Source organism: Stenotrophomonas sp. STK16_22 (assembly GCF_051984505.1).
GTDB lineage: Bacteria > Pseudomonadota > Gammaproteobacteria > Xanthomonadales > Xanthomonadaceae > Stenotrophomonas > Stenotrophomonas maltophilia_A.
Map to the genome: position 1 here is coordinate 3,704,315 of NZ_CP196972.1, position 23,487 is coordinate 3,727,801.

Genomic DNA, 23,487 nt, shown 5'->3' on the forward strand with positions numbered 1-23,487 from the left:
CTGTGCGTCAAACATTTGTCGCTTCCAGCCCCCTCGTTTATCTTTCACGCCCATGAACGAAACCCGCAGCGCCCTCGTCGTCGACGATGAACGCGACATCCGCGAACTGCTGGTACTGACCCTCGGCCGCATGGGGCTGCGCATCAGTACTGCCGCCAACCTGGCCGAAGCGCGCGAGCTGCTGGCCAGCAACCCGTACGATCTGTGCATCACCGACATGCGCCTTCCGGATGGCAACGGCATCGAGCTGGTCAGCGAGATCGCCCAGCACTACCCGCGCACACCGGTGGCGATGATCACCGCATTCGGCAGCATGGACCTGGCCGTGGAAGCGCTGAAGGCCGGCGCCTTCGACTTCGTCAGCAAGCCGGTGGACATCTCGGTGCTGCGCGGCCTGGTCAAGCACGCGCTGGAACTCAACAACACCGAACGCCCTGCGCCCGGCCCCGCCACCGAACAGGCTGCACGCCTGCTCGGCGCTTCGCCGGCGATGGACGTACTGCGCACCACCATCGGCAAGGTCGCGCGCAGCCAGGCGCCGGTCTACATCCTCGGTGAATCGGGCGTGGGCAAGGAACTGGTCGCGCGCACCATCCACGCCCAAGGCGCGCGTGCGGCTGGTCCGTTCGTGCCGGTCAACTGCGGTGCCATTCCCGGCGAACTGATGGAGAGCGAGTTCTTCGGCCACCGCAAAGGCAGCTTCAGCGGCGCCCATGCCGACAAGCCGGGCCTGTTCCAGGCTGCACATGGCGGCACCCTGTTCCTGGACGAAGTGGCCGAGCTGCCCCTGCAGATGCAGGTGAAGCTGCTGCGCGCCATCCAGGAAAAGTCGGTGCGTGCGGTGGGTGCGGCCAACGAAGAACCGGTGGACGTGCGCATTCTCTCGGCCACGCACCGTGACCTGGCCGAACTGGTCGAGGACGGGCGCTTCCGCCACGACCTGTACTACCGCATCAACGTGATTGAACTGAAGGTGCCGCCGCTGCGCGAGCGCCGCCAGGACCTGCCGGAACTGGCTGCCGCCGTGCTGGCGCGGCTGGCCCGAAGCCACGGCCGTGCCACACCGCTGCTGGCGCCGTCGGCGCTGGAAGCGCTGGCCCACTATGCGTTCCCGGGCAATGTGCGCGAGCTGGAGAACATTCTGGAGCGCGCGCTGGCACTGGCCGAAGAAGACCGCATCGGTGCCGACGACCTGCGCCTGCCGCAGCACGCCCCGCGTGCGCCCGGCGGCGCAGCACCCGCAGAAGCCGTGGCCGACCTGCAGCCGGGCGGTGCCGCCCTGCCCTCGTACATCGAGCAGCTGGAACGAAGCGCCATCCAGCGCGCGCTGGAAGAGAACCGCTGGAACAAGACCCGCACGGCTGCGCAGCTGGGGATTACCTTCCGCGCGCTGCGCTACAAGCTGAAGAAGCTGGGGATGGAGTAAGGGCCGAACGGCCCTGGTAGGCGCCAACCTTGGTTGGCGTGCGCCGCCGCGCCATCCACGCATGGCGTGGATCTACCCACCAACGCGGTAGCGCCGGCCGCTGGCCGGCAACCTCATGCATCGCGGCATCCACGCATGGCGTGGATTTACCTCAATCCTTGGTAACGCGATTGATCTCGGCCAGGCTGGTCACACCCGCTGCCGCCTTCTTCAACGCCGACTGCCGCAGGTCATTCACCCCGATCTGCTGCGCCGCCTCGGCAATCTGCAGTGCGTTGCCGCCGGCCAGCACGATGGTGGCGATCTCATCGGTCATCGGCATCACCTGGTAGATACCGGTTCGGCCCTTGTAGCCCTCGGTGCACTCATCGCAGCCCACCGCCTCGTACAACTGGATGCCCGCATCCAGCTGCGCCTGGGTGAAGCCCTCGGCCAGCAACGCGTGCTCCGGCAGGTTCGCCGGGCGCTTGCAGTTGCCGCACAACCGGCGTGCCAGGCGCTGGGCGATCACCAGCGTCACCGAGCTGGTGATGTTGTACGGGGCGATACCCATGTTCATCAGACGCGCGATGGTCTGCGGCGCATCGTTGGTATGCAGCGTAGACAGCACCATGTGGCCGGTCTGCGCCGCCTTGATCGCAATCTCGGCCGTCTCCAGGTCGCGGATTTCGCCGACCATGATGATGTCCGGATCCTGTCGCAGGAACGAGCGCAGCGCGGCAGCGAAGGTCATGCCGCGCTTGTTGTTCTGCTGCACCTGGTTGACGCCGGGCAAGCGGATTTCCACCGGGTCTTCGGCGGTGGAGATGTTGCGCGTCTCATCGTTGAGGATGCCCAGCGCGGTATACAGCGACACGGTTTTGCCCGAGCCGGTCGGGCCGGTCACCAGCACCATGCCGTACGGCTTGTGGATGGCGTCGTGGAACAGCTTCTGCTGGTCCGGCTCGTAGCCCAGCTTGTCGATGCCCAGCTTGGCCGCGCTGCCATCGAGAATACGCAGCACCACCTTTTCACCGAACAGGGTCGGCAGCGTACTGACGCGGAAGTCGATCTGCTTGGTCTTGGACAGGTTGAGCTTGATGCGCCCGTCCTGTGGCACCCGCTTCTCAGCGATGTCCAGCTGCGCCATCACCTTCAGGCGCGCGGCGATGCGCTGGTTCAACTTCACTGGCGCGCGCGCCACCATCTTCAGCAGGCCGTCGATGCGCAGGCGCACGCGGTAGTCGTCTTCGTAGGGCTCGAAGTGGATGTCCGATGCGCCCTTGCGGATGGCATCGACCAACACCTTGTTGACGAACTTCACCACCGGGGTGTCGTCGCCCTTGGCGTCGATGCCGGAGTCGCCCCCCGCGTTGTCTTCGTCGCCCAGTCCAACGTCGAGGTTGGCCATGCCCTCGTCGTCGCCGCCCAGCGCATCGCCGATGGTGTCGTGGCTGGCGTGCCACTGCTCAAGCGTGCGGCGGATCTGGTCCTCATCGACCAGGATCGGTTCCACCACCAGATTGGTATGGAACTTGATCTCGTCCAGCGCATGGGTCGGGTTGCTGGTACCCACGAACAGCTTGCCGCCGCGCTTGAACAACGGCAATACGTTGTGCTTGCGCAGCAGCTCCTCGCTGACCAGGCTCATCGCGTTCTGGCTGGCATCGAACGTGGAAACATCGAACAGCGGCATGCCGAACTCGACCGCGTTGGCGGCGGCGAGCTGCGAGGCACTGACCAGCTTGTTCTGCGCGAACCACGTAGGCAGCGGCTGGCGGGCAGCCGCCGCCTTGGCCATGGCGTCGCGGGCGGAGGCCTCGTCCAAGGCACCGTCCTGGACCAAGCGACGGGCCAGGCCGGTGATGCCGACCAGATTGGGGGTGGTGACTGCGCTCATACGCTTCCTTTACTGGCCCAAGACGGCCGCCGTGGCGGCCATAGTGTTGTCTACAGGGGTGACATACTAACCGCGCAGCCCGTGTGAACGCTTGTCCAGACACACAAAGTCCGCCTTCAGAACGGCTGCTCCCGATGCCAACCCCAAGCGCTCTCGACGATAGCTACCAGGTCCTGCCAGCTTCGCTCCCATCCCAGCTCCCGTTGCGCCTTGGCACTGGACGCCACCAGCCGGGCCGGATCCCCTTGCCGGCGGCCGACTACCTCGAAAGGTACTGCGCGCCCGACCACCTGCGCGGCAGCCTCAACGATATCCATGACTGAGTAGCCTTGTTCACTGCCAAGATTGAAGTCATGGGCTCCCGGGCTCCGCTCCATCAGGTTCATCGCCAATCCATGAGCCCGTGCGAGATCCTGCACATGCACATAGTCCCGCACACAGGTCCCGTCAGGTGTGGGGTAGTCCACTCCAAACACCTTCAGCGGTGGCGCCCGTCCGGCGGCGGCCCTGAGCACGTTCGGAATCAGATGAGTCTCGCACGCATGCGCCTCACCTATGCCGTGTTCAGGAAGAGCACCGGCAGCATTGAAGTAACGAAGTACCACTGATGACAAGCCATACGCTTCCCAAGCGTCAGCAAGCATCCGCTCAACCATCAACTTGCTGGCGCCATAGGGATTGATCGGCTGCTTCGGCTGCTGTTCGTCGACAAGGGAAGCCGACGACTGCCCGAAGACAGCAGCCGAGGATGAAAAGACCAACTTGCCAATATCACTGCGCCGCAGCTGCGTCAGTAGATTCAGCGTACCGGCCACATTGTTCCGATAGGTGGGAAATGGATCGACGACTGAAGATGCAACCAACGAACTCGCAGCGAAATGCATCACGACGTCAAAGCGCCGCCCGCTTAACGCACGCACGAGCGAAGACTCGTCCAGTAGATCTGCCTGGATAAACTCCCCCCATTTAACTGCCTGCCGGTGACCGGTAGACAGGTTGTCCAACACGGTTACCGCATGGCCCTGTTCGGCCAGCCACTGTGACATGTGGCTACCGATGTAACCCGCCCCTCCACAGACAAGGACGTTCCACATCTGCATGACTCCACGTCAGATCGAATACCGCGCTGGACTATCGTCTTCCTCAATCCCGGCACGCGCCGGGACGGAGACATGAGGAGGGCCTTGGTCTCAGGCCTTGGCCTCTTCGTGATACTCATCGTCCACGTTGATCGACCACAGCCGACTTTTGTCCACGTTACCGGACAGGATCTGATCAGCAGCCTCTTTGGCTGTCAGCATCGAGTGATCCTGATTGTTGTAGCGGTGCATGCCATTGCGACCCACCAGGAACAGGTTCTGTACCTGATCCAATGCAGACCGCAATCGGTCGAACTGAGCGTAGGCCTCACCAAAGTAGCCTGGATAGGCTTTGGGTACTCGGATCACGACCGCATCCTGTGCACGCTCGGTAGTAACCAAGCCGATCTGGAGCATCTCGCGCTGGGCCAGTGCCTGCAGGTCGGCATCATCCATGTTCCACAATGGATCAGTCTCTCGGCAGAAGAACTCGAGTCCCATCCAAACCTTCGATGCATCACGAACCATGTACGGGCTCCAGTTGTTGAAGACCTGTACACGCCCAACGTTCACACCCGGCTCCTGAATGTAGATCCAGTTGTCGCCCAGTGCCCGCGGAAGATCGGAAGCATCGTAAAGCAGGCCAACAGTGATGAAATCACGGTACTGCAGTCCATCGGCGATCGCAGCCACATCCTCGGGCCAGCTTGTCCGCGAGACGGACACCAGCTCACGCACGGGCATGGTCGAGACAACGTGCGAGCACTCCAACTTGAAGGCTTCGCCAGTCCCGGACTGTACGGTGACGCTGTGCACCAGACCTTCGCCCACTTCCAGGCCAACAGCGCGATGCTTCATCAACAACGTGCCACCACGCGCGACGAACTGCGCGGCAGCCGTTTCCCACATCTCACCGGGGCCATGCTTCGGATACAGGAAATTCTCGATCAACGAAGTCTGTTCAGCCTTTCCGTTCAAGCCCAGCGCGCTTCGCGCAGCATGCAACACCGCCTTGGTGATCGACAGGCTCTTGATGCGTTGCGCACCCCATTCGGCACTGATCTGGTTACAGGGCACACCCCATACCTTCTCGGTGTACTCCTTGAAGAACTGTCGATAAAGGCGCTGCCCGAAGCGGTTCACGAGGAAGTCCTCCAGGCTCACTTCCGGCTCAATCTTGCTAACCTGCGAGCGCAGATAGCTGAAACCGAACAATACGGACTTGCCCACCCCGAGGTTTCGGAAACTGTCCGCATTCAACTTCAACGGGTAAGAGAAAAAGCGCCGATTGAAATAGATGCGCGACAGGCGGTTGCGCACCAGCATCGCAGTCGCCTGTGAGCTCTCTGCCACAGGCGCACCCGTCGGCAAGCCCTCACGCGCCTGGCCCTGGTAGCGAAGATTCAACGGCACATCGCCTGTGTGTTCGATGGGCATCAGGTTCGCCCACCACTGCATCACCCAGTCCGACTTCGAAAAGAACCGGTGCCCACCAATATCGATGCGGTTTCCATTGTGGTTGACCGTGCGCGAGATGCCCCCCACGCAGTCGTCCGCCTCCAGCACGGTGACCTGCACACCCGGCTGACCGACTAGTTCCAACGCGGCAGTCAAACCCGCCGGACCCGCGCCGATGATTACTACATGCTTGCTCATGCCACCTCCCCGATGGCCCGTTCGCGTGCCCGCGACCGGAAAAGAATCAACTTACGCAATGCGAAGTTCGACGTAAACGAGAACCCGACCGCAACGAGCCTAGCAATGCTCCCCGGCATACCAAGCCACTCAATGCAGACCCACATCACGCCCTGGACAACCAGCAGACCGAAGCAACCAATCAGCACGAATATGGCCAGCTCCGCCGAGGCAGAGCTGACCGCGCGTCGAACGAACACCCAGCGAACGCTGATGACGTAGGCGACAACACTGCCAACCAGGAAGCCCCCGGCAGCAGCAAAGTACCAGCCGCCAATCCACCATGAGAGGAGATAGAACGCTCCCAGATCAGCCGCCAAGGCGATGGCAGATGCTGCTAGATAGCCAATACCTTCGCCAACTACTCCCTTCCCGTGAATTGCGCCGCGCGAGGATCTATTCATTGTCAGTTCCCTCCCCACCACGAACCGAAACGGAGTTCCAAGACTGCCGATCAATGTGTGCCTTACCGGAGGGATCTTTCCAGTCACTGCATTTGTACAGGTAGTAGCTGCCGAGAAGCTCATCGGTATCCGGGTGACGAGCCTCCCATGTTCCCCGCACATGGCGAGTCTGTCGGAAAGGCAGGACGAAATAGTCGGGCGCAGCGACGTCCTTGTAAGGCGTACACATGTAGCGCAGCCCAGCGTCGCCGATCCAACACGAATCAGGCTCTCCGTTTACCGCGTTCACAGTGTCGCAGATCTCACCTTGGACGTTCACCGGTCCAATCTGGAGCTGGCGCTGTATGCCTGCGAATGATGTGCCTCGATTGAAAACCTGCCCTGCCATTTGGAAGATATTGAAGTAGCTTGCACGTCCTAGCACGAGCCATGGCCCTAACGGCGAGGGTTCTGCCGAGTACCAGTAGACAGTCGAGTCAAGCGGCACATGCTCACCGAACACATCTTGGCCTGCAGATGCCTCAACCACTCTCGACCAAGGACTCCGCGAATCCCAAAGGTGTACCGCCCCTCCCAATGCAATCAAAGAAAGCACTCCCAGTGCAGCACCGAGATTCCTCCCTGAGCGGGTATAGATCCAGGCAAGAAGCGCTACAAATGAGCCAGCTATTAACGGGTAACCCAGTATCACTACATCCTGACGGACACGTTCCAGACTGCTACCGAGCGCCTTGAAAACTAGCCACGCACTGAACTGATAGCGAAACAAAGCGACCACAAGAATCGCAATGAGACCAACCAGCATGAAACCCTTGATGGTTCTTCCCACCTTGGCTGAAACGTAAGGCCAAGCAATGCTCAGAGGAATCAGGCCGAGCACGGCCCATGGCAGAGTCGTCCGGGAGACACTCGCGCCCGTCCCGACAATCGCCACCATCAGAATAATCGCGACCCAATCCTTCGGCTGGCGTTGCCACTGATCCCACAGCACCCATGGCAAACCTGCCATCGCAAACCAGTGAACTACCCAGAGCACACGCCAAAACTGGGCGCCTGCGGGCAACGCCAACTGCAGCATATCGGCGAAGAGAACGGACAACGTGAGTCCGACGGCGAATGCCGCCATGACCGCCTTACAGAGCGCGACAAGAGGACTATCGATGGGAACACAACGGGAAAGCCGATACAGAAGATAAAAATCCGTGACGACAATACACCAGTCCCGGACCTCCCAGTGGGAGAGGAAAATATTGTCACTCAACTGCAGCAGCAGCTCCATCCAATCCGGATCGATCCTAGTGAACAATCCGGAGAACGGCCCGACCTTGGCAATGCCCAAGATGCAGACAGGGATCGCCGCCAGTAGCGCCCACAGCCATCGTCGGTTCTGCATAACCAGCCAGCACCAGGCAACAATCGCCGCACCCAGCGCCTGCAATGGATGCAGGCCTCCTGCGATGCCCAAGGCAATAATTGCCCACATCGAGTGGCGACGAATCAAAAGGCCCAAAGCGATCAGAGACAGAGCTTCGGCAATGGGGCGAGCGGTCAGAAAAGGCTCTGCGTATGCAAATATGCTGTATGAGCCATATCCAGTAGGCATCACGATCAATGAGAAAATAGCAGGCCACTGCATTTTCCCAGGGAAGAGCACTCGGATCAGATACCAACTTGCAGCGTAGAAGCACAACCTGGTGAAGAAGGTAAGCGCAAGAAAAACATCGCCCACTGGAAAATAACGAAGCAAGGCGGCCAAGAGTTGCGGGAAGACCGTGAAGTCGGCCTGGCTTCCAGCAACAAAGAAGAGGTCACGATTAAATACGTCCGGCGAGATTACCCTCAGCGCTTGCGCAAGATACAGAGTGGCGTCGTGACGAATACCGGTGTATGGCCTCAAATAGACAATCAGCGCCAATGCAAAACACCATGGCGCCATCCTGCGCAGAGCATTCATTCCCTATCCTTCCCCCAAAAAAGCAAGCCCCGCGTAAAGCGGGGCTCCCTTGAAACACTGCCCGCTCGAAAGAGCGGTGGAATTACTGGCAGCTACCCGGACGGAACTTGGCCGGGATGTCGCCGCCGCAGGTCCACGCAACAGTACCATTGGTGGAATTCAGAGAGGCGCTGAGCTCAATGGTCTTATCATTGATAGCCGGGTCAATACCCTGTGCAGTTGCAACAATCTTGCCGGTCTGCCAAGCAACGCTCTTGACATACTTCGAAGACTGGGCCTCGTAGCCACTCCAGGCAGCAGCCGGCAGTGCATTGTTCGAAGCAGCATATTCAGCCACAGCGGTACGCAGCGACGAAGCAGCCAGAATCACTTCCGACACCTTCGACTTCTTGGTGTAGTCGGAGTAGGCCGGCAGCGCGATGGCGGCCAGGATGGCGATGATCGCGACGACGATCATCAGTTCGATCAGGGTGAAGCCCTTCTGGTTCTTCATGGTGGTACATCCCCAAGATAAGTAGTGGTTGATGTCGGGGGTGGCTGCCGGCCAGATGACCGGATGAGCAGGCTGCCCTTCCCCGCGGGTGGATCAACGCAGGTTACGTGCCAATCTCCCATGGCAGCGTCTCCCCGATTTCCCCGCGCCAATGATGGCAGCAATTTCGCGGATGGGAACCCCCCAGAAGCGAATCTGCGATGGACGCGGCAATGTGACGCGGTACGTCACCTTTCGTCTCGCCAGGTCGAAAACCCTGCGCGGCGTCACGCCAGCAGGCTCCCCGGACGGCCCTGAACCGGCTACCATCGCCGGTCAGGATGCCCGCCTGGGGATGGCGGGCCTTGGGGAGCCAACATGTCTGTCAGTCGCAGTGCGATCAAGAAAGAGCCCGTGGCGCGTAGCACCATGGAGCTGCAACCGTTTGTCTGGGAGGGGACCGACAAGCGGGGTATTAAGATGAAGGGCGAGCAGTTGGCGAAGAACGCCAATCTGCTGCGCGCCGAACTACGCAAGCAGGGGATCAACCCCGGCCAGGTCAAACCGAAGCCGAAGCCGCTGTTCGGCGCAGCCGGCAAGCCGGTGACTGCCAAGGACATCGCGTTCTTCAGCCGGCAGATGGCCACGATGATGAAATCCGGCGTACCGATCGTCTCGGCACTGGAAATCATCGGCAGCGGGCACAAGAACCCACGCATGAAGAAGATGGTGGATGGGATTCGGGCTGACATCGAGGGGGGTTCTTCACTGAACGAAGCGATCAGTCGTCACCCTGTCCAGTTCGACGAGCTCTACCGCAACCTTGTGCGCGCGGGTGAAAGCGCCGGTGTGCTGGAAACGGTACTGGACACGATCGCCTCCTATAAGGAGAACATCGAAGCACTGAAGGGCAAGATCAAGAAGGCCCTGTTCTACCCCGCCATGATTCTGGTGGTGGCCTTCCTGGTCAGTACGATCCTGCTCGTATGGGTCGTTCCCCAGTTCGAAGAAGTCTTCACCAGCTTCGGTGCAGACCTTCCGGCCTTTACCAAGATGGTCGTGGGACTATCTCGATTCATGGTTAGCTGGTGGCTGCCCATCGTGATCGTGATCGTTGCGGTGGTCGTTGGAACGATCATGGCCTACAAGCGATCGCCAAAGATGCAGCATGGCTTGGATCGGGCCATTCTGAAGGTACCAGTGATCGGGCAGATCATGCACAACAGTGCCATCGCCCGCTTTGCCCGTACGACGGCAGTGACCTTCAAGGCCGGTGTTCCCTTGGTGGAGGCGCTGGGCATTGTGGCCGGCGCGACCGGCAACAAGGTCTACGAGGAGTCCGTGTTGCGCATGCGCGATGACGTTTCGGTCGGCTATCCGGTCAACATGGCGATGAAGCAGACTGCCCTGTTCCCGCACATGGTCATCCAGATGACCGGCATCGGCGAAGAGGCGGGCGCCCTGGACGCCATGCTGTTCAAGGTGGCTGAATACTACGAGCAGGAAGTGAACAATGCCGTGGATGCCTTGAGCAGCCTGCTGGAACCGATGATCATGGTGTTCATTGGTACCATTGTCGGTGGCTTGGTCATCGCGATGTACCTGCCCATCTTCAAACTCGGCGCCGTCGTCGGCTAAAGGTATCAATGGCATTTCTCGACCAGCACCCCGGCCTCGGCTACCCCGCCGCGGCCGCCCTGGGACTGCTGCTGGGCAGTTTCCTGAACGTGGTCATCCTGCGGCTGCCCAAGCGGCTGGAGTGGCAGTGGAAGCGCGATGCGCGCGAAGTCCTGGAGGAACCGGACTTCTATGAACCACCCCCACCGGGGATCGTGGTGGAGCCGTCGCATTGCCCGCACTGCAAGCACAAGCTGAGCTGGTACGAGAACATCCCGCTGTTCAGCTGGATCATCCAGGGTGGCAAGTGCCGCCACTGCAAGGCGCCGATCTCGCTGCAGTACCCGCTGGTGGAGGCACTGACCTCGGTGCTGGTGCTGGCCTGCGTCTGGCAGTTCGGCTTCGGCTGGCAGGGCTTCGGTGCCATCGTGCTGACCTGCTTCCTGATCGCCCTGTCCGGCATCGACCTGCGAACGCAGCTGCTGCCCGACCAGTTGACCCTGCCGCTGATGTGGCTGGGGCTGATAGGCAGCATCGACAACCTCTACATGCCAGCCAAGCCCGCCCTGGTGGGCGCGGCGGTGGGCTACCTGTCATTGTGGACTGTCTGGTGGCTGTTCAAGCAGCTGACCGGCAAGGAAGGCATGGGCCACGGCGACTTCAAGCTGCTGGCGGCCCTGGGCGCCTGGTGTGGTCTGAAGGGCATCCTGCCGATCATCCTGCTGTCGTCGGTGCTGGGCGCCATCATCGGTTCGATCTGGCTGTACAGCCGCGGCCGTGACCGCGCCACGCCCATCCCGTTCGGGCCGTACCTGGCCATCGCCGGCTGGCTGTACTTCATGTGGGGTGCGCCACTGGTGGAGCAGTATCTGGTGATGAGCGGGCTGCGCTGAGGGGAGTCCCCATGAGCCGCTATGTGGTTGGCCTGACCGGAGGCATCGCCTCGGGCAAGAGCGAGGTGACCCGGCGCTTTGAGGCGCTGGGGATCGTGGTGGCCGACGCCGATCTGGCCGCACGGGCCGTGGTGGCTGCCGGCAGCCCGGCGCTGGCCCGTATCGCCGAGCGTTTCGGCGCCGACATGCTGCTGGCCGATGGCAGCCTGGACCGGGGGCGCCTGCGCGCCCACGTGTTTGCCGACCCGGCCGAGCGGACGGCGCTGGAAGCCATCACCCACCCGGCCATCCGCCTGCTGATGCAACAGCAGTGCGAGCAGGCTGAGAGCCCCTATGCGATTGCCGCGATTCCGCTGCTGACCGAGGTGGGCGGGCAGAAAGCCTACCCGTGGCTGGACCGGGTATTGCTGGTGGATGCACCCGAAGCCGTGCAGCATGCGCGGCTGATGCAGCGCGATGGCATTGATGCCGCGCTGGCCGACCGGATGATTGCTGCGCAGGCCAGCCGCGCACAGCGGTTGGCGCTGGCCGATGACGTGGTGGTCAATGATGGGCGGCCGGAGGACCTGCAGGTGCAGGTGGAACAGCTGCATGCGCGGTATCTGGGGTTGGCCGGGGGTTGAGGCCTGGTTGCCGGCCAGCGGCCGGCACTACCGAAGTGCATCCACGCATGGCGTGGATCTACACGCGCGGGGCGCGGCAGCGATCACGGTGGTGGCACAAGCGGCACAGGGCGCGATGCAGGGTCGGCGGGGTTCGTGCCGACCAAGGTCGGCACCCACCAAAGCAGGGGCCCTTACAACGGCTTCGGCGAGAACGTCAGGGTGGCAATCACGCCACGCTGGCCGCCGGGGCGCACGCTTACCTGCCAGCCGTACAGGTCGCACAGGCGACTGACGATCGACAGGCCGATGCCGCCGCCCTGCGAGTGGCCAGCATGCGTGCCGCGGTAGCCACGCTGGAACAGCTTGGCCGCGTCTTCCTCGCTCAGGCCCGGGCCACTGTCGGTTACCGACACCGAATTGGTGCCGACGAACACGCGTACCTCGCCGTCCTGCGAGTACTTCACGGCGTTGCCGATCAGGTTGCCCAGTGCCACCGACAGCGCCGCCTCGGGCGCGTCGATCACCAGATTGCGCTCACCTTCCAGCAGCAGCTCCAGCGGCTTGCCACCCAGCTGCGCACGGTGTGCGTCCAGCAGCTGCTCGGCCACGCGGGCGACGTTGCTGGTGCCCTGCCCGCGCTCGTTGCGCGACAGCAGCAGCAGCGCGCCGATCAGATCGCTGCACTGCTGTTCGGCGCGCTGGATGCGCTGCAGGCGCTGCAGCACCTTCTCGTCCAGGCCGGGCCGGGTCAGCAACAGTTCGGTAGCGCCACGGATCACCGCCAGCGGCGTGCGCAGCTCATGGCTGACGTCTGCATTGAATTCACGGTCGCGCTGCACCACTTCGGTCAGCCGCGAGGAATAGTCGTCCAGCGCCTGGGCCAGCTGCCCCACTTCGTCGTCGGGGAAGCGTGGCGCCAACGGCTCGGGATCACTGGTGCCGCCGCGATAGGCACGCAGCCGCGCGGCCAGATCCGACACCGGCTTCATCACCTTCGAGGCCGACCACCAGCCCAGCACCAGCGACAGCACGCTGAACACCAGCACCGACAGCACCAGCGCGCGGTTGAGCTGCTTGCCGCCGCGCACGCTGTCGGTCATGTCATAGGCGAGGAAGAACCAGGCGTCGGGCGTCTTGCGTACGGCCAGCTTGTAGGAGTACGGCTCGCCGTGCTCATCGCCGCTGACGCTGTGGATGCCATCGGAGAAGCCCGCCCACTGCGCGCGCTCTTCGCGCACCCGGTCGAACTTGTCCTTCGAATAGGCATAGGCCTTGATCTGCAGCACCGGTGCGTCCGGGTTATGCCCGGGGTGCTCGTAATAGCGGCGCGCATACTCGTCGATGTTGCGGTTCATCAGCTCTTCCACCAGCTGGTTTTCCACGCGCAGGCGGGCCCAGTTGGTGGCGAACGCGAACAGTGTCGTCAGGCAGAAGCCCAACAACACGAACGAAACGATGATGCGGCTGCGCAGGCGCCGCCGATAAGGCGTGCGCCGGCGCTCCCCCTTGGTTGCCACCGAATCAGGCTTCCGGGGTGGCGATGCGGTATCCGATGCCATGGCGGGTCTGGATCAGCGGCACTTCAAACGGCTTGTCGACCACCGCACGCAGGCCATGGATGTGCACGCGCAGGGAATCCGAATCGGGCAGTTCTTCACCCCACACACGGGTTTCCAGCTCCTGGCGGGTCACCACGGCCGGGGCCGCTTCCATCAGCGCCTGCAGGATCTTCAGTGCGGTCGGGTTGAGCTGCAGCAGCTTGCCCTGGCGGCGCACTTCCAGCGTATCCAGGTTGTATTCCAGATCGCCGGTTTCCAGCACGCGGGTCTGCACGCCCTTGCCGCGTCGCGACAGGGCGTTCAGACGCACTTCCACTTCCTGCAGCGCGAACGGCTTGATCAGGTAGTCGTCCGCGCCGGAATCGAAGCCGGCCAGCTTGTTGTCCAGCGAATCGCGGGCGGTGAGCATCAGTACCGGGGTCTGCTTGCGCGCTTCATTGCGCAACTTGCGGCAGACCTCGATGCCGTCCATGCCTGGCAGATTGAGATCCAGCACGATCGCGTCGAACTCGTGCACCACGGCCAGGTGCAGACCGGTAACCCCGTCAGCCGCGAAGTCCACGGTGTGGCCCCGGTCCTCCAGGTAGTCGCCCAGGTTGGCCGCAATGTCGCTGTTGTCTTCGATTACCAGGATTCTCACTGTCACCTCTAATTTACGAATTTGCCGATGCGCTGGGCCTGGCCCATATCACGCTGTGCCTTGTCCTTCCGCCGGGCGCGCTCGGCAACGGTAGTGCACTGCGTCGTGGACCGGTTCGAACCCGTGGCCTTTTCACGTTGGCATATTAGACGACTATCTTCACGTGCCTGTGTCAAAACCGTGTTCACGATCTGCTGGTCGTTGAAGACGTCGGTTCGTACCTGTTCAGGCATGGAATCGCGGTCAGGATGCTGCTCGACAGCCGTACGCATGCGCACCAGCGCCTCGCGTACGCGGCTGCGGTCGGTCTGCTTCAGTTCGCTGTAGGTCTCGCCATCGTTGAGTTCGATTTCGATGCGCTCGATCTGCTGCTGCAGCGGCTTGCCGGGGATAAAGACCTCACCGGACTGGTTCGATGCAGAGGCGGCGGTGGCCAGGGTCAGGCCCGAGATCAGGACCGCCGACATCAGGAGGGACTTCATGACAAACGAATCCTTGTTTGAGTTGAGTGTTGACTGTATTCGCACCACCTTCACGCCAGCAAGTGCCATGCGCAGGGGCACCGGACGGCCTAGTGGTTGGTGGCGGGGTTGAAGTTGTTGAAGGTGCGCTGGTCGTTGAGCAGTGCCTTGCCCTTTTCTTCGATCCGGCGGCGCTCGGCCACGGTCAGGCAGCGGCTTTTAGGCATGTTGCTGCCGGTGGTGCGGGTGTGCTGGCAGATCTGGCGGCTGTCCTCGTGGGCGCGGACAAGAACGGTATTGATACGCTCCTGGTCGTTGAACACCTCCGCCTGGACCTGCGGCGGGAGCTCCTGAAGCGTGCGGTGGTCGCCCATGCGCTGGGTGATGCGCGCCAGTGCCTGCTGCACCTGGGCGCGGTCATCGGCGGAAATCTCGCTGTACTCGCCGTCATCGAGGGCCTTCTCAACCCGCCGGACCTGGTCGGCCACCGGGGCCTGCCCATCCATCTGTATGGCGGTCTTCTCCGGCTTGGCGGAGACAGCACCAGACAGCCCCAGCAACAACGCGATCATCGTGATGCGGTACATCGCCAGCCTCCGGATCCATCCAGGAACGATGGGCGCCACTCTACGGCCGTCACGCTGCCTCCACAAGGGACTTCCGGCGGCATAAAAAAGACCCAGGCGGTGCCCCGCCTGGGTCTGAAGTCGTATCCCGATACCGATCCTGCTGAGAGGCAGAGCTGCGGTTCGCTGAAGGCTACGCCGACGCCGATTAAAGGCGTGTTAAAGCCGGCCTCATTTGACCATGAGAATTTCAAGCCATTGATTAATCATGATTTTTTTATCTTCTCGACGTGCTCGATGATACGCGTGGCCACATCCACCCCGCAGGCGGCTTCGATGCCCTCCAGCCCGGGCGTGGAGTTGACCTCCAGCACCAGCGGGCCACGCGCGGAGCGGATCAGGTCCACGCCACAGACCGACAAGCCCAGCGCCTTGGCCGAACGCACCGCCACCTGCTGTTCGGCGCGGCTGGCCTTGGCCGCCACCGCGGTGCCGCCGGCATGCAGATTGGAGCGGAAGTCACCCTCCGGCGCCTGGCGCTGCATCGAGGCAACCACCTGGTCACCGACCACGAAGCAGCGCAGGTCGGCGCCCTTGGCCTCGCCGATGAATTCCTGCATCAGGAAATTGGCGTACAACCCGCGCAGGGCCTCGACGATGCCACGCGAAGCGCTGGCCTTCTCGGTGAGGATCACGCCCCGTCCCTGGGTGCCCTCGTTGAGCTTCACCACGTGCGGCGGCGGGCCGAGCATGGACAGCAGGTCGACGGTGTCATCGGGGTTGTCGCCGAACACGGTGACCGGCATGTCGATGCCCTTGGCTGCCAGCAGCTGGTGCGCGCGCAGCTTGTCGCGCGAACGCAGGATCGCATCGGACGGGTTGGGAGTACGCGCGCCCATCAGCTCGAACTGGCGCAGCACGGCGGTGCCATAGCGGGTGATCGAGGCGCCGATGCGCGGGATGACCATGTCCACGCCGGTCATCGGCCGGCCCTTGTAGTGCATCGAAAAACCATCGGCGGCGATGCGCATGTAGCAGCGCAGCGGGTCGAGGATGCGAACGGTGTGGCCGCGCGCGCGCGCCGCCTCGACCAGCCGGCGGGTGGAGTACAGGGAGCTGTTGCGGGACAGGATGGCGAGCTTCATCGCGGCAGGATCGGACGGCAGGCGCGCAGCATAGCGCGGGCGTGTGGCGGGCGGATGATGCCCTGCAGGCCGCCGTATCTGCGTGCCTGCCGGGGCTGTGCGAAGATGGCTGTTGCCGGCTACAGGACAGGACACGGCCGGCTTACACAACCCAAGGAGAACCACAGATGCGAATGGGAATTCCGCTGTTGTTGCTGTTTGGCCTGATGGGGAGCGCCGCACACGTACAGGCTGCGCCAACCCACGCAGTCTCCCGGCTCTACTTCGATGCCAACAACACCCTGATCGGCCAGGGCCTGCGCTACTGCACGGGCAAGACACAGCACCAGGGCGTTGCCTCACACGCCAATACCCGCTGGATCGATGTTTCCTACGCCTGCCAGGGCGACTCGACCGACGTTTCCTATGGCAGCTGGGTGCCTGCACAACTGCGGCAGGACTTCTGCACGCTGTATGACGCCTGCACGTCACTGATGCCGTGGCCGGAACCCGGCCTGCCCGGCACCCTCGGCAACGGCTTCTACTCAGACTGACAGCCGGTAGTCGCCGCACTGTCTCCGGCGATGGCTGCACCGTCGCCGGAGACCCCACCCACTACACCCCGGAGACTTCATGCCGTTGACGATCCTTCCGCGTTTCTCCGAAGTGGATGTACTCGGCCACGTCACCAACACCGCCCTGCCCGTCTGGCTCGAGGAAGGTCGCCAGGAGATCTTCCGCCATTTCAGTCGCGAGGCCAGCATGCGCGACCTGACGCTGATCCTGCGCCGCTACGAAATCGACTTCCTGCAGCAGATACAGCCGGGACACGAAGTGCGCATCGAGACCCGCATCGAAAACATCGGCCGCTCCTCGCTGTCGATCGTGCAGCAGGCGTTCCAGTTCGAGGCCCTGGTGGCCAGCGGGCGCTGCGTGATGGTGCATTTCGACTACACAACCAACGCCTCGCGCGCCATCGATGCAGAGCAGCGCCGGGCATTGTCAGGGCTGTTTACCGAGGAGTATGCGCAACAGGTGCAGGCGGCAGGCGCATGAGCCATACGGAAGTCCGGTCATCCGCACCCGGTACTGCCCGCAGCCCATTTCTTCAGCTTTTCCAGCGCTTTCCCGGCCTGCATCGACGACGCATGCCGGAACCTCCCTGTTTGATTCGACGCAGTCTAACCTGTGACTGAGGGCCGCTGATCCGCGCGGGGCAGGCGCAGCGAGAAGCCCCCATCGCGGACACGCACGGCCAATGCGGTTTCCCGCCATTCCACAGGCAGCGCCAATGCCGTATGTGGCGTGGGGACGAGTGTGATCGCCTCGAACGTCCAGTGTTCCTCATAGGCTTCGCAGCGAAGCGTTCCGTCATCGCCGACCGCGATGACATCGATCCAGGCCCCACTCCGGGTCTTGCCAGTGCCGCCCATCGCACGGCGGCCAATGGCCTGCCAACGCCCCTGCCAGTGGACGAGCCATACGCCCTCGATGGGACGCAGATCCCCATCAAGCACGCTTCCCGCCACCACCACGCATCGACCGGACGGGCTGGCAATGACCGTCTCCAGATCGCAGGCGTGACGGTCACTGGGCTCGCCATCAAGACAGAGCGCGTACGGGCAGATGCGCGCGAACAAGGTCGGATGCGCAGTCAGGCGCAGGTCGTCGGGAAGCAGCGGGATGGCCTGCAGCACCCGGGCATCAGGCAGGACATGCCGCAACACCTGCGGCACCCCGGCGGCCAGCGCCGGATGCTCCTGTTCCAGCCATAAACCCCGGCAGGGGCGCAGCGTGGTCGATCGACTGGGAATATCCCGCAACCACATCGCGGCTTCGGCATCCCCGCCAAGCTGCCGGCGCTCGTGCAGTTCCTGCCAGAACAGGCTGGGAACAATCGCCAGCAGGTGCATCACCCTCTTGTCCGCTTCGTCGTAGACGATCACCGCTTCGCTGCGATCACTGTAGCCACTGGCCACACGCAGCGCGCTACCCGCCAGCGCCAGCCACTCGCCGCTGGCATCGTGGCTGCCTGCGGTGGATACGCCCTCGACAATGGCGCCATCGCGCAGCATCAGGGTGCCGTAGGCCGGCCCGCCCATGCCCAGCTCGCCCCAATCCAACAGGACATCATGCGTGGGCGGCCGGGTGGCGAAGGGCAGCTTCGCCCGCGAGCGCAGCAGTGCGCCCCCTACAGCATCGCCGACCAGATCGAAGTGCTGCAGCACGCCGCCCAGGGCAAGACATGCGGCCAGGCCAACGACCACGCCCCAAGGCGACCACCACACCACGCAGATCGCTACCCATATCAGGAACGGCAGCCACTGGGTGAAACGACGGAGGGCGATTCGATCAACGGTCATGCAGGCTTGGTGGCGGCGACTGTGCACAATTCAAACCTTCAACGCTGTGCCAGGCAATGGGGTTCGAGCCGGCAATGCCGCTAGACTCTCGCTGATGATGGAATCGATGACTGCCGTGAATCGCCGGAATCTGCTGCAGGACATGCTGCCGCGATGGAGAGCACTGGCCAAGGCCCCGGGCCAGCCGCGCCGCACGCTTCGCCTGCCGGATTGGCAGGCGGACTGGAACGCAGGCATGGCCTTCCTTGCACGCCATGCGCGCAATGGCGGTGAATCTGCGGAGGAACCGCTGCAGGGACATGCAGCCCTGGAGCATGCCTACGGCTGGGAGACGGTTGCACAGACCGGCAGCAACCTGCTGCTGAAAGGCATCGACCGCGGCTTCGCCCCCGCGGCATTGCAGCAGATGCATGCCGACGTAGCAGATCTCTGGCTCGAGCATGCGCGTTTGCTGGCCATTGCCCGGGAAAGCCTGCAGCAACAAGGTCACGACATCGCGCTGGCTGCGTCGTTGCAATCGCGTACAACGCAGCACTACGAGTACGCACTGCAGCTGTTGTCACTGGACGTGCTGCTGGATGCGCAGGAACGCCTGCCGGCGCTGGTGGAGAAGGTGCTCTGTTTCGACACCGACCGCGTGCTGGACTACCTCAGCGCGCCGGCGCTGGGCCTGGTGGAAGCCAGTGATGAGGTCTTTCATCCGCGACCGTTCGCCGAGCTGTTCGCGCCGCTGCGCGACGGTGAAGCGTTCGACCCTTCACTGCTGGCCGGCTACCTGCAGGTGCAGTACCGCGACTTCTTCCTGCTGCCGCCAAAGGCTCAGAAGCGGACCCGGCGCCTGATCGGGCCGAACGCGTGGGGCTACTGGGCATTTGAAGTGGCTGCGCTGGTGGTGCTGTATGGCGGTGACGACGCCACGCTACGCACCTGCCCCCACTACCCTTCCGACCTGGTGGACTTCGCCCGGCGTTGAGTCAGGCACCCGGCAGGCCGGAAACACCGCCGAATCGATTCTCTTCCTCGTTGCCCGGCAGAAGCATGACCGGGAAGAGGACGAACACACCCAACGGGATGAAGGCGATCACGACGTACCAGCCGGACTCGTCGATGTCGTGCAGTCGTCGAACGGCCAGGGCCAGCATGGGCGGAAGGAGGACGATGACCGCGCAGACCGTCATGACCCACCCCAGCGTCCGGAACGGCTCGAAGGCCTCCCCATCGAGCAGCACGGTGCCCGCCAGCCAGTATCCGCCGTCCATCAAGGTGTAGCCCACTGCCCCCACAAGTGCAGCAGACAGGGAGTACGACCAGAACTCCTTCCGGTTGGATCGCCCTGAAAAATCAAAGCAACGCCTGAGGGGCAAAAGTGCGGGGATCATTCGCGCTCCGGGCAGCGGACGATGGGAGGCAAGGGTTAACGATCTTTTAGCATCCCCAAGCCCAGCACCAACTGAACCCTGCGACCCGGCGGACCCGGCAGACAGCGGAGGTTGCAGGAGCCCGCCGCGGCAGCCGCGCAGCCAGAGACGCAGCGCGAACTACCGCACATTTCCATGGGCGTGGGCATTCTGAATCGGATCACTGGCTTGCAGCAGTGGCGGATTGGTCGAATTCCAGTTTTCCAGAATGGCGCCTCTGCTAGCGTCACGACTCACTCATGGATTCGAGGTTTTGAATGGCTGCGATTTCTTTTCCGCTGATGCTGGCACTGCTTTCCACCCAGGCCCCGATGGCCGCAAACGCCGAACGTGATTACACCGGACCGGCAGGGGCATCCTCGATCGGGCCTGGCATCTGCGACCCCGGCATGGACATGCTGCCGAACGGCGGAGGGGTGGTGATCCGGCGCTGCGGCAAGAATGGAACGGTCGCTGGCGTTGGCAGCAATATCGATGCTGCGACGGCCAACACCAATGGCTTCCTTGCCGTCGCCGAGGAAGGTCCCGTCTGCAGTGTCTTCGCGCGCGACCCCTATGTCAGCCTCCGGGCACCGGGTGTCGGTATCAAGGCGCAGTGCAGTTCCACGCCGCTTTCCGCCTATGGCATGACGACCACCACTGCGGGACAGAACGTACTTGAGCTGGCCATCAACCTGGCGGCGACGCAGGCCTGGTGCAATGTCGACTACTACTATGGGTCGGCGCATGGCTATAAGTACCCCTACACCTGCAACCGCCCCGGCCAGTCCTGGAGCGTTGCCGGTCTTGGCTCCAGCGTCGACGATTCAAACGCCATGGCAATGCGGCTTGTGAAGAAATCATCCAAGACCGGTACGCACTGCTATTTTGACAACGCCGAGTTGAATGGCGTCGTCTTCCGCGCATACCTGCACTGCAACGGATCGACCTATACCGGTTTCGGGAGTTCCGTCACTGCCGCGGCCAAGGACGCGGCTGCGCAAGCGGGCGCATAAGCCACCCGGGCTGTGGTTCGGAAGAGCCACAGCCCGACGCATTGAAGAATGAGGTTCCGGCGCCGTTGCCACACGCTGGACTGGGGTGTGGTTCAACGATTGCGCCGCGTCTGCCTGGGGTGAACACCTTGGAGACATGGAGCGGGCGATGGGAATCGAACCCACGTCAGTAGCTTGGGAAGCTACAGCTCTACCATTGAGCTACGCCCGCATTGCGGGTGAAAGTCTATGCGGAGCGGCCGGTGTTGCGCAATGGTGGCCGCCGCACCCGTCGGGCATGGCCCGGCGCTGCCGTGCAGGCATCCCAGGCACCTTGCGGTGCCCGGGATGTTGCATTCATCAGAAGCTGCCACCCACGGTGGCGAAAATCGTCGCGTCACGGGCACGCTTCTGCGCGGCCGTGGTGCTCAGGCCAACGTTGCCCTGCAGGCCGAACAGCTCCATGCGCGCACCCAGAACAGCGGTGGCGTAGTTCTTGTCGAAGTCCAGGCCCGGCACGCGGTAGCTGCCCAGTTCCGGCAGGGTCTGCAGCCACGCGCTGGCCTGCTTGGTGTCCTCGAACTCGTGGTCGTAGGTCACCTGCACGTACGGCTTGACGGTGCCGCCATCGAAGCGGGCCTGCCAGCCGATGCGGCCGACGGTCGAGTCGACGTTCTGGCGGTCGTAGCCCAGGGCGGTGGCCAGCGTGCCCGCAGCAGCGCTTTCGCTGTAACCATCGATCTTGACCTTCTGCCAGATCACCGCAGCGATCGGGCCGTGGCGGAAGCCACCTTCGGTGCCGAACTCGTAACCGGCATTCAGTGCAGCGGTCAGGTTGCTGCCGTCCGGCGAGCCACCGTGTTCGCGGGTAGCCGGGCCCAGCTGGACCTTGCGGTTCACGTCATACGACAACCAGGTGTAGCTGACCTGGCCGTTGACCCAGACGCGGTCGCCATACCAGGCAGCGAACAGGCCGGCGGTGGTGTCCTTCTGGGTGAAGTCGCCACGGCTGTTGCCGAAGTCGGCACTCATGCGACCGAAGCCGGCGAAGCCGCCGACCACCACGCCGTTGCGTGCCCAGTCGACACCGAACAGGCCGGCCGGCGCCACGCCGTCGTACAGGTCGGCGTGGTCATAGCGTTGCAGGTCACCGCGCACGCCACCCCACCACGACAGGCCATCGGCCGGACGGGCGCCCAGGTGGTTGCTGACCTGGTCGGCACGCGAACGGCCGACGGTCTGTGCCGAGTGGCTCAGCACCTGCTGCAGGCGCGGAGCCTCCAGCACCGAGACGGCGTACTGGCCCAGCAGCTGGTGACCGGTAACGGTCGGATGCACGCCATCGGCGAACAGATAGGTCTGGTACGCATCCGGGCTGACGTAGGTGGTCGGGTTGCAGCCGATGATGCTGCCCGTGGTGTTGGCCGGGTTGATCTTGCAGGCGGTGCCGGTGACGTTGGTGAAGCCGTACATGCCCGGGTTGGCGGTCACTTCACGCAGGATGCTGAAGGTATCGAGCGGAATGAACTCGATGCCCGCCTGCTTCAGGCCGCCATACAGCGCCTTGTTGTAGCCGACCGACATGGCGGTGGCAGCCGCCGCGTTCGGGCCGCGGAACTGCGGGGTGATGCCCACGTCCGGCAGGTTCGGCACCAGCACGTACTGGGCACCGGCCTGCTTCAGGGCACCGACCAGCGCGATCTGGTCGGTAACCGCCGCACCGATGATGCCCTGCACCTGGGCCGGCGGCGCACCCGCACCGGCAGCGCCGGCGGCGGCAAACAGGTCATTTGCGCCACCCCAGACGGTATACAGGGCGTTACGGTCAGCCTTGCCACCGTTTGCCGCCAGGTAGCGGGCCGCCTGCGACTTCAGAGACGGGATCGCGCCGAGGGCACCGCTGCCTTCGACCGACACGCGGGCGCCGCCGACAGCGTAGTTGTCGCCGTTCTGGCCGTTGCCGTTGGGGTCCTTGTTGAGGCCGTAGTAATTGGCGACCTGCTGCGACCACACCCAGCCCGGGTTGGTGGTGAACTGGCCGGAGAGCCCCTGCGTGGCCTCGGGCAGCAGCGGGCGGAAGTAGCCGGCGTCGGTGAGGCTGTCACCGAAGAACACCGCCTTGGAGTACGGATTTTCGCCTGCCATGGCCGGCAGCGCGGCCAGTGCGATCGCAGCCGCCATGAGGGAGCGGATCGGGTGTTTGCTGAGCTGCATCTAGGAACTCCTGTGGGGTAAACAAGTTGGAATCCGGCGCACGTACGCCGGCGCACGGTCAATGGTTTCACCGCGCCGCCGTTTGCTCACGCTGCGCCGCCGCATGGATTGTCGCCTGACCACGCCGAAACCTGCTGTGCCGGA

At 63.2% G+C, this 23,487-nt stretch carries 22 protein-coding genes and 1 tRNA gene; 8 read left to right on the top strand and 15 right to left on the bottom strand.

From position 1 onward, the window contains the following. Positions 1–52 precede the first annotated feature (52 nt). Positions 53–1,426 (top strand): sigma-54-dependent transcriptional regulator, encoded by a 1,374-nt coding sequence (locus ACSYAO_RS17225; RefSeq protein WP_032128822.1) that lies wholly within the window; start codon positions 53–55, stop codon positions 1,424–1,426. Between the two features lie 151 nt (positions 1,427–1,577). On the opposite strand, the gene pilB is transcribed toward ACSYAO_RS17225, so the two are convergent. The 6 genes from pilB to ACSYAO_RS17255 all read right to left on the bottom strand — a co-directional run bounded on the left by pilB (position 1,578) and on the right by ACSYAO_RS17255 (position 8,930). After that, positions 1,578–3,305 (bottom strand): type IV-A pilus assembly ATPase PilB, encoded by a 1,728-nt coding sequence (pilB, locus tag ACSYAO_RS17230; RefSeq protein ID WP_149908722.1) that lies wholly within the window; start codon positions 3,303–3,305, stop codon positions 1,578–1,580. Positions 3,306–3,421: 116 nt separating this feature from the next. After that, entirely contained in the window at positions 3,422–4,351 is a 930-nt protein-coding gene (gene galE / locus ACSYAO_RS17235) for a UDP-glucose 4-epimerase GalE (RefSeq protein WP_440565990.1), read from the bottom strand. 144 nt (positions 4,352–4,495) lie between these two features. Further along, on the bottom strand, positions 4,496–6,040 hold the full coding sequence (locus ACSYAO_RS17240; protein WP_149908724.1) for an NAD(P)/FAD-dependent oxidoreductase: 1,545 nt from the start codon (positions 6,038–6,040) through the stop codon (positions 4,496–4,498). Next, positions 6,037–6,483, bottom strand: a complete 447-nt coding sequence (locus tag ACSYAO_RS17245; RefSeq protein WP_180838167.1) for a GtrA family protein — start codon at positions 6,481–6,483, stop codon at positions 6,037–6,039. The genes ACSYAO_RS17240 and ACSYAO_RS17245 overlap by 4 nt, the downstream gene beginning before the upstream one ends. Continuing rightward, on the bottom strand, positions 6,476–8,437 hold the full coding sequence (locus ACSYAO_RS17250) for a hypothetical protein (RefSeq protein WP_188348074.1): 1,962 nt from the start codon (positions 8,435–8,437) through the stop codon (positions 6,476–6,478). The genes ACSYAO_RS17245 and ACSYAO_RS17250 overlap by 8 nt, the downstream gene beginning before the upstream one ends. 82 nt (positions 8,438–8,519) lie before the next feature. Next, positions 8,520–8,930, bottom strand: coding sequence for a pilin (locus ACSYAO_RS17255; protein ID WP_149908726.1), 411 nt, complete (start codon positions 8,928–8,930; stop codon positions 8,520–8,522). A 357-nt stretch (positions 8,931–9,287) separates the two neighbouring features. On the opposite strand from ACSYAO_RS17255, the gene ACSYAO_RS17260 reads away from it, so the two are divergent. From ACSYAO_RS17260 to coaE, 3 genes are read left to right on the top strand one after another with little or no spacing between them, the layout of a single operon-like run. After that, positions 9,288–10,547, top strand: a complete 1,260-nt coding sequence (locus ACSYAO_RS17260; RefSeq protein ID WP_149908727.1) for a type II secretion system F family protein — start codon at positions 9,288–9,290, stop codon at positions 10,545–10,547. Between the two features lie 8 nt (positions 10,548–10,555). Continuing rightward, complete coding sequence (locus tag ACSYAO_RS17265; protein ID WP_032128827.1) at positions 10,556–11,419, top strand: prepilin peptidase; 864 nt, start codon at positions 10,556–10,558, stop codon at positions 11,417–11,419. Between the two features lie 11 nt (positions 11,420–11,430). Then, positions 11,431–12,042, top strand: a complete 612-nt coding sequence (gene coaE / locus ACSYAO_RS17270; protein WP_149908728.1) for a dephospho-CoA kinase — start codon at positions 11,431–11,433, stop codon at positions 12,040–12,042. Positions 12,043–12,215: 173 nt separating this feature from the next. Here coaE and ACSYAO_RS17275 read toward each other — a convergent pair whose 3' ends face one another. The 5 genes from ACSYAO_RS17275 to rimK all read right to left on the bottom strand — a co-directional run bounded on the left by ACSYAO_RS17275 (position 12,216) and on the right by rimK (position 16,395). After that, a complete protein-coding gene (locus ACSYAO_RS17275; RefSeq protein WP_032128829.1) occupies positions 12,216–13,583 on the bottom strand; it encodes a sensor histidine kinase in 1,368 nt (455 codons plus the stop codon). Further along, complete coding sequence (locus tag ACSYAO_RS17280; RefSeq protein ID WP_005410804.1) at positions 13,546–14,223, bottom strand: response regulator transcription factor; 678 nt, start codon at positions 14,221–14,223, stop codon at positions 13,546–13,548. The genes ACSYAO_RS17275 and ACSYAO_RS17280 overlap by 38 nt, the downstream gene beginning before the upstream one ends. Before the next feature lie 8 nt (positions 14,224–14,231). Next, positions 14,232–14,705 (bottom strand): hypothetical protein, encoded by a 474-nt coding sequence (locus tag ACSYAO_RS17285; protein ID WP_071229642.1) that lies wholly within the window; start codon positions 14,703–14,705, stop codon positions 14,232–14,234. An 89-nt stretch (positions 14,706–14,794) separates the two neighbouring features. Next, a complete protein-coding gene (locus ACSYAO_RS17290; protein ID WP_149908729.1) occupies positions 14,795–15,271 on the bottom strand; it encodes a hypothetical protein in 477 nt (158 codons plus the stop codon). Between the two features lie 245 nt (positions 15,272–15,516). Further along, complete coding sequence (gene rimK / locus ACSYAO_RS17295; RefSeq protein ID WP_071229673.1) at positions 15,517–16,395, bottom strand: 30S ribosomal protein S6--L-glutamate ligase; 879 nt, start codon at positions 16,393–16,395, stop codon at positions 15,517–15,519. Between the two features lie 167 nt (positions 16,396–16,562). Between rimK and ACSYAO_RS17300 the strand changes: the two genes are divergently transcribed. Both ACSYAO_RS17300 and ACSYAO_RS17305 read left to right on the top strand, forming a co-directional pair. Next, positions 16,563–16,928 (top strand): hypothetical protein, encoded by a 366-nt coding sequence (locus ACSYAO_RS17300; protein ID WP_223224661.1) that lies wholly within the window; start codon positions 16,563–16,565, stop codon positions 16,926–16,928. Between the two features lie 79 nt (positions 16,929–17,007). Continuing rightward, complete coding sequence (locus ACSYAO_RS17305) at positions 17,008–17,430, top strand: acyl-CoA thioesterase (protein WP_149908730.1); 423 nt, start codon at positions 17,008–17,010, stop codon at positions 17,428–17,430. A gap of 125 nt (positions 17,431–17,555) precedes the next feature. On the opposite strand, the gene ACSYAO_RS17310 is transcribed toward ACSYAO_RS17305, so the two are convergent. Then, positions 17,556–18,737 carry a hypothetical protein gene (locus tag ACSYAO_RS17310; protein ID WP_149908731.1) on the bottom strand — a complete coding sequence of 394 codons (1,182 nt, stop codon included), beginning with the start codon at positions 18,735–18,737 and terminating at the stop codon, positions 17,556–17,558. 115 nt (positions 18,738–18,852) lie between these two features. Here ACSYAO_RS17310 and ACSYAO_RS17315 point away from each other — a divergent pair, with 115 nt between their 5' ends. Next, positions 18,853–19,710 (top strand): DUF1911 domain-containing protein, encoded by an 858-nt coding sequence (locus ACSYAO_RS17315; protein ID WP_262220640.1) that lies wholly within the window; start codon positions 18,853–18,855, stop codon positions 19,708–19,710. Position 19,711: 1 nt separating this feature from the next. Here ACSYAO_RS17315 and ACSYAO_RS17320 read toward each other — a convergent pair whose 3' ends face one another. Further along, positions 19,712–20,116: a DUF805 domain-containing protein gene (locus tag ACSYAO_RS17320; RefSeq protein WP_049463498.1), complete on the bottom strand. Its 405-nt coding sequence runs from the start codon at positions 20,114–20,116 to the stop codon at positions 19,712–19,714. A gap of 296 nt (positions 20,117–20,412) precedes the next feature. On the opposite strand from ACSYAO_RS17320, the gene ACSYAO_RS17325 reads away from it, so the two are divergent. Then, positions 20,413–21,150 (top strand): hypothetical protein, encoded by a 738-nt coding sequence (locus ACSYAO_RS17325; protein WP_049463496.1) that lies wholly within the window; start codon positions 20,413–20,415, stop codon positions 21,148–21,150. 137 nt (positions 21,151–21,287) lie between these two features. On the opposite strand, the gene ACSYAO_RS17330 is transcribed toward ACSYAO_RS17325, so the two are convergent. Next, positions 21,288–21,361 (bottom strand) — tRNA-Gly (locus ACSYAO_RS17330). Between the two features lie 128 nt (positions 21,362–21,489). Continuing rightward, positions 21,490–23,343: an autotransporter outer membrane beta-barrel domain-containing protein gene (locus ACSYAO_RS17335; protein ID WP_149908732.1), complete on the bottom strand. Its 1,854-nt coding sequence runs from the start codon at positions 23,341–23,343 to the stop codon at positions 21,490–21,492. Positions 23,344–23,487: the final 144 nt, after the last annotated feature.

Bases quoted from the DNA above. Each gene is read 5' to 3' on its own strand.
- galE (WP_440565990.1), bottom strand. From the start codon at position 4,351: ATGTCACAGTGGCTGGCCGAACAGGGCCATGCGGTAACCGTGTTGGAC.
- ACSYAO_RS17225 (WP_032128822.1), top strand. From the start codon at position 53: ATGAACGAAACCCGCAGCGCCCTCGTCGTCGACGATGAACGCGACATC.
- ACSYAO_RS17300 (WP_223224661.1), top strand. From the start codon at position 16,563: ATGCGAATGGGAATTCCGCTGTTGTTGCTGTTTGGCCTGATGGGGAGC.
- ACSYAO_RS17275 (WP_032128829.1), bottom strand. From the start codon at position 13,583: ATGGCATCGGATACCGCATCGCCACCCCGGAAGCCTGATTCGGTGGCA.
- ACSYAO_RS17325 (WP_049463496.1), top strand. From the start codon at position 20,413: ATGGCTGCGATTTCTTTTCCGCTGATGCTGGCACTGCTTTCCACCCAG.
- ACSYAO_RS17250 (WP_188348074.1), bottom strand. From the start codon at position 8,437: ATGAATGCTCTGCGCAGGATGGCGCCATGGTGTTTTGCATTGGCGCTG.
- ACSYAO_RS17260 (WP_149908727.1), top strand. From the start codon at position 9,288: ATGTCTGTCAGTCGCAGTGCGATCAAGAAAGAGCCCGTGGCGCGTAGC.
- ACSYAO_RS17240 (WP_149908724.1), bottom strand. From the start codon at position 6,040: ATGAGCAAGCATGTAGTAATCATCGGCGCGGGTCCGGCGGGTTTGACT.
- ACSYAO_RS17310 (WP_149908731.1), bottom strand. From the start codon at position 18,737: ATGACCGTTGATCGAATCGCCCTCCGTCGTTTCACCCAGTGGCTGCCG.
- ACSYAO_RS17290 (WP_149908729.1), bottom strand. From the start codon at position 15,271: ATGTACCGCATCACGATGATCGCGTTGTTGCTGGGGCTGTCTGGTGCT.
- ACSYAO_RS17245 (WP_180838167.1), bottom strand. From the start codon at position 6,483: ATGAATAGATCCTCGCGCGGCGCAATTCACGGGAAGGGAGTAGTTGGC.
- ACSYAO_RS17305 (WP_149908730.1), top strand. From the start codon at position 17,008: ATGCCGTTGACGATCCTTCCGCGTTTCTCCGAAGTGGATGTACTCGGC.
- ACSYAO_RS17335 (WP_149908732.1), bottom strand. From the start codon at position 23,343: ATGCAGCTCAGCAAACACCCGATCCGCTCCCTCATGGCGGCTGCGATC.
- ACSYAO_RS17285 (WP_071229642.1), bottom strand. From the start codon at position 14,705: ATGAAGTCCCTCCTGATGTCGGCGGTCCTGATCTCGGGCCTGACCCTG.
- rimK (WP_071229673.1), bottom strand. From the start codon at position 16,395: ATGAAGCTCGCCATCCTGTCCCGCAACAGCTCCCTGTACTCCACCCGC.
- ACSYAO_RS17265 (WP_032128827.1), top strand. From the start codon at position 10,556: ATGGCATTTCTCGACCAGCACCCCGGCCTCGGCTACCCCGCCGCGGCC.
- ACSYAO_RS17255 (WP_149908726.1), bottom strand. From the start codon at position 8,930: ATGAAGAACCAGAAGGGCTTCACCCTGATCGAACTGATGATCGTCGTC.
- ACSYAO_RS17320 (WP_049463498.1), bottom strand. From the start codon at position 20,116: ATGATCCCCGCACTTTTGCCCCTCAGGCGTTGCTTTGATTTTTCAGGG.
- coaE (WP_149908728.1), top strand. From the start codon at position 11,431: ATGAGCCGCTATGTGGTTGGCCTGACCGGAGGCATCGCCTCGGGCAAG.
- pilB (WP_149908722.1), bottom strand. From the start codon at position 3,305: ATGAGCGCAGTCACCACCCCCAATCTGGTCGGCATCACCGGCCTGGCC.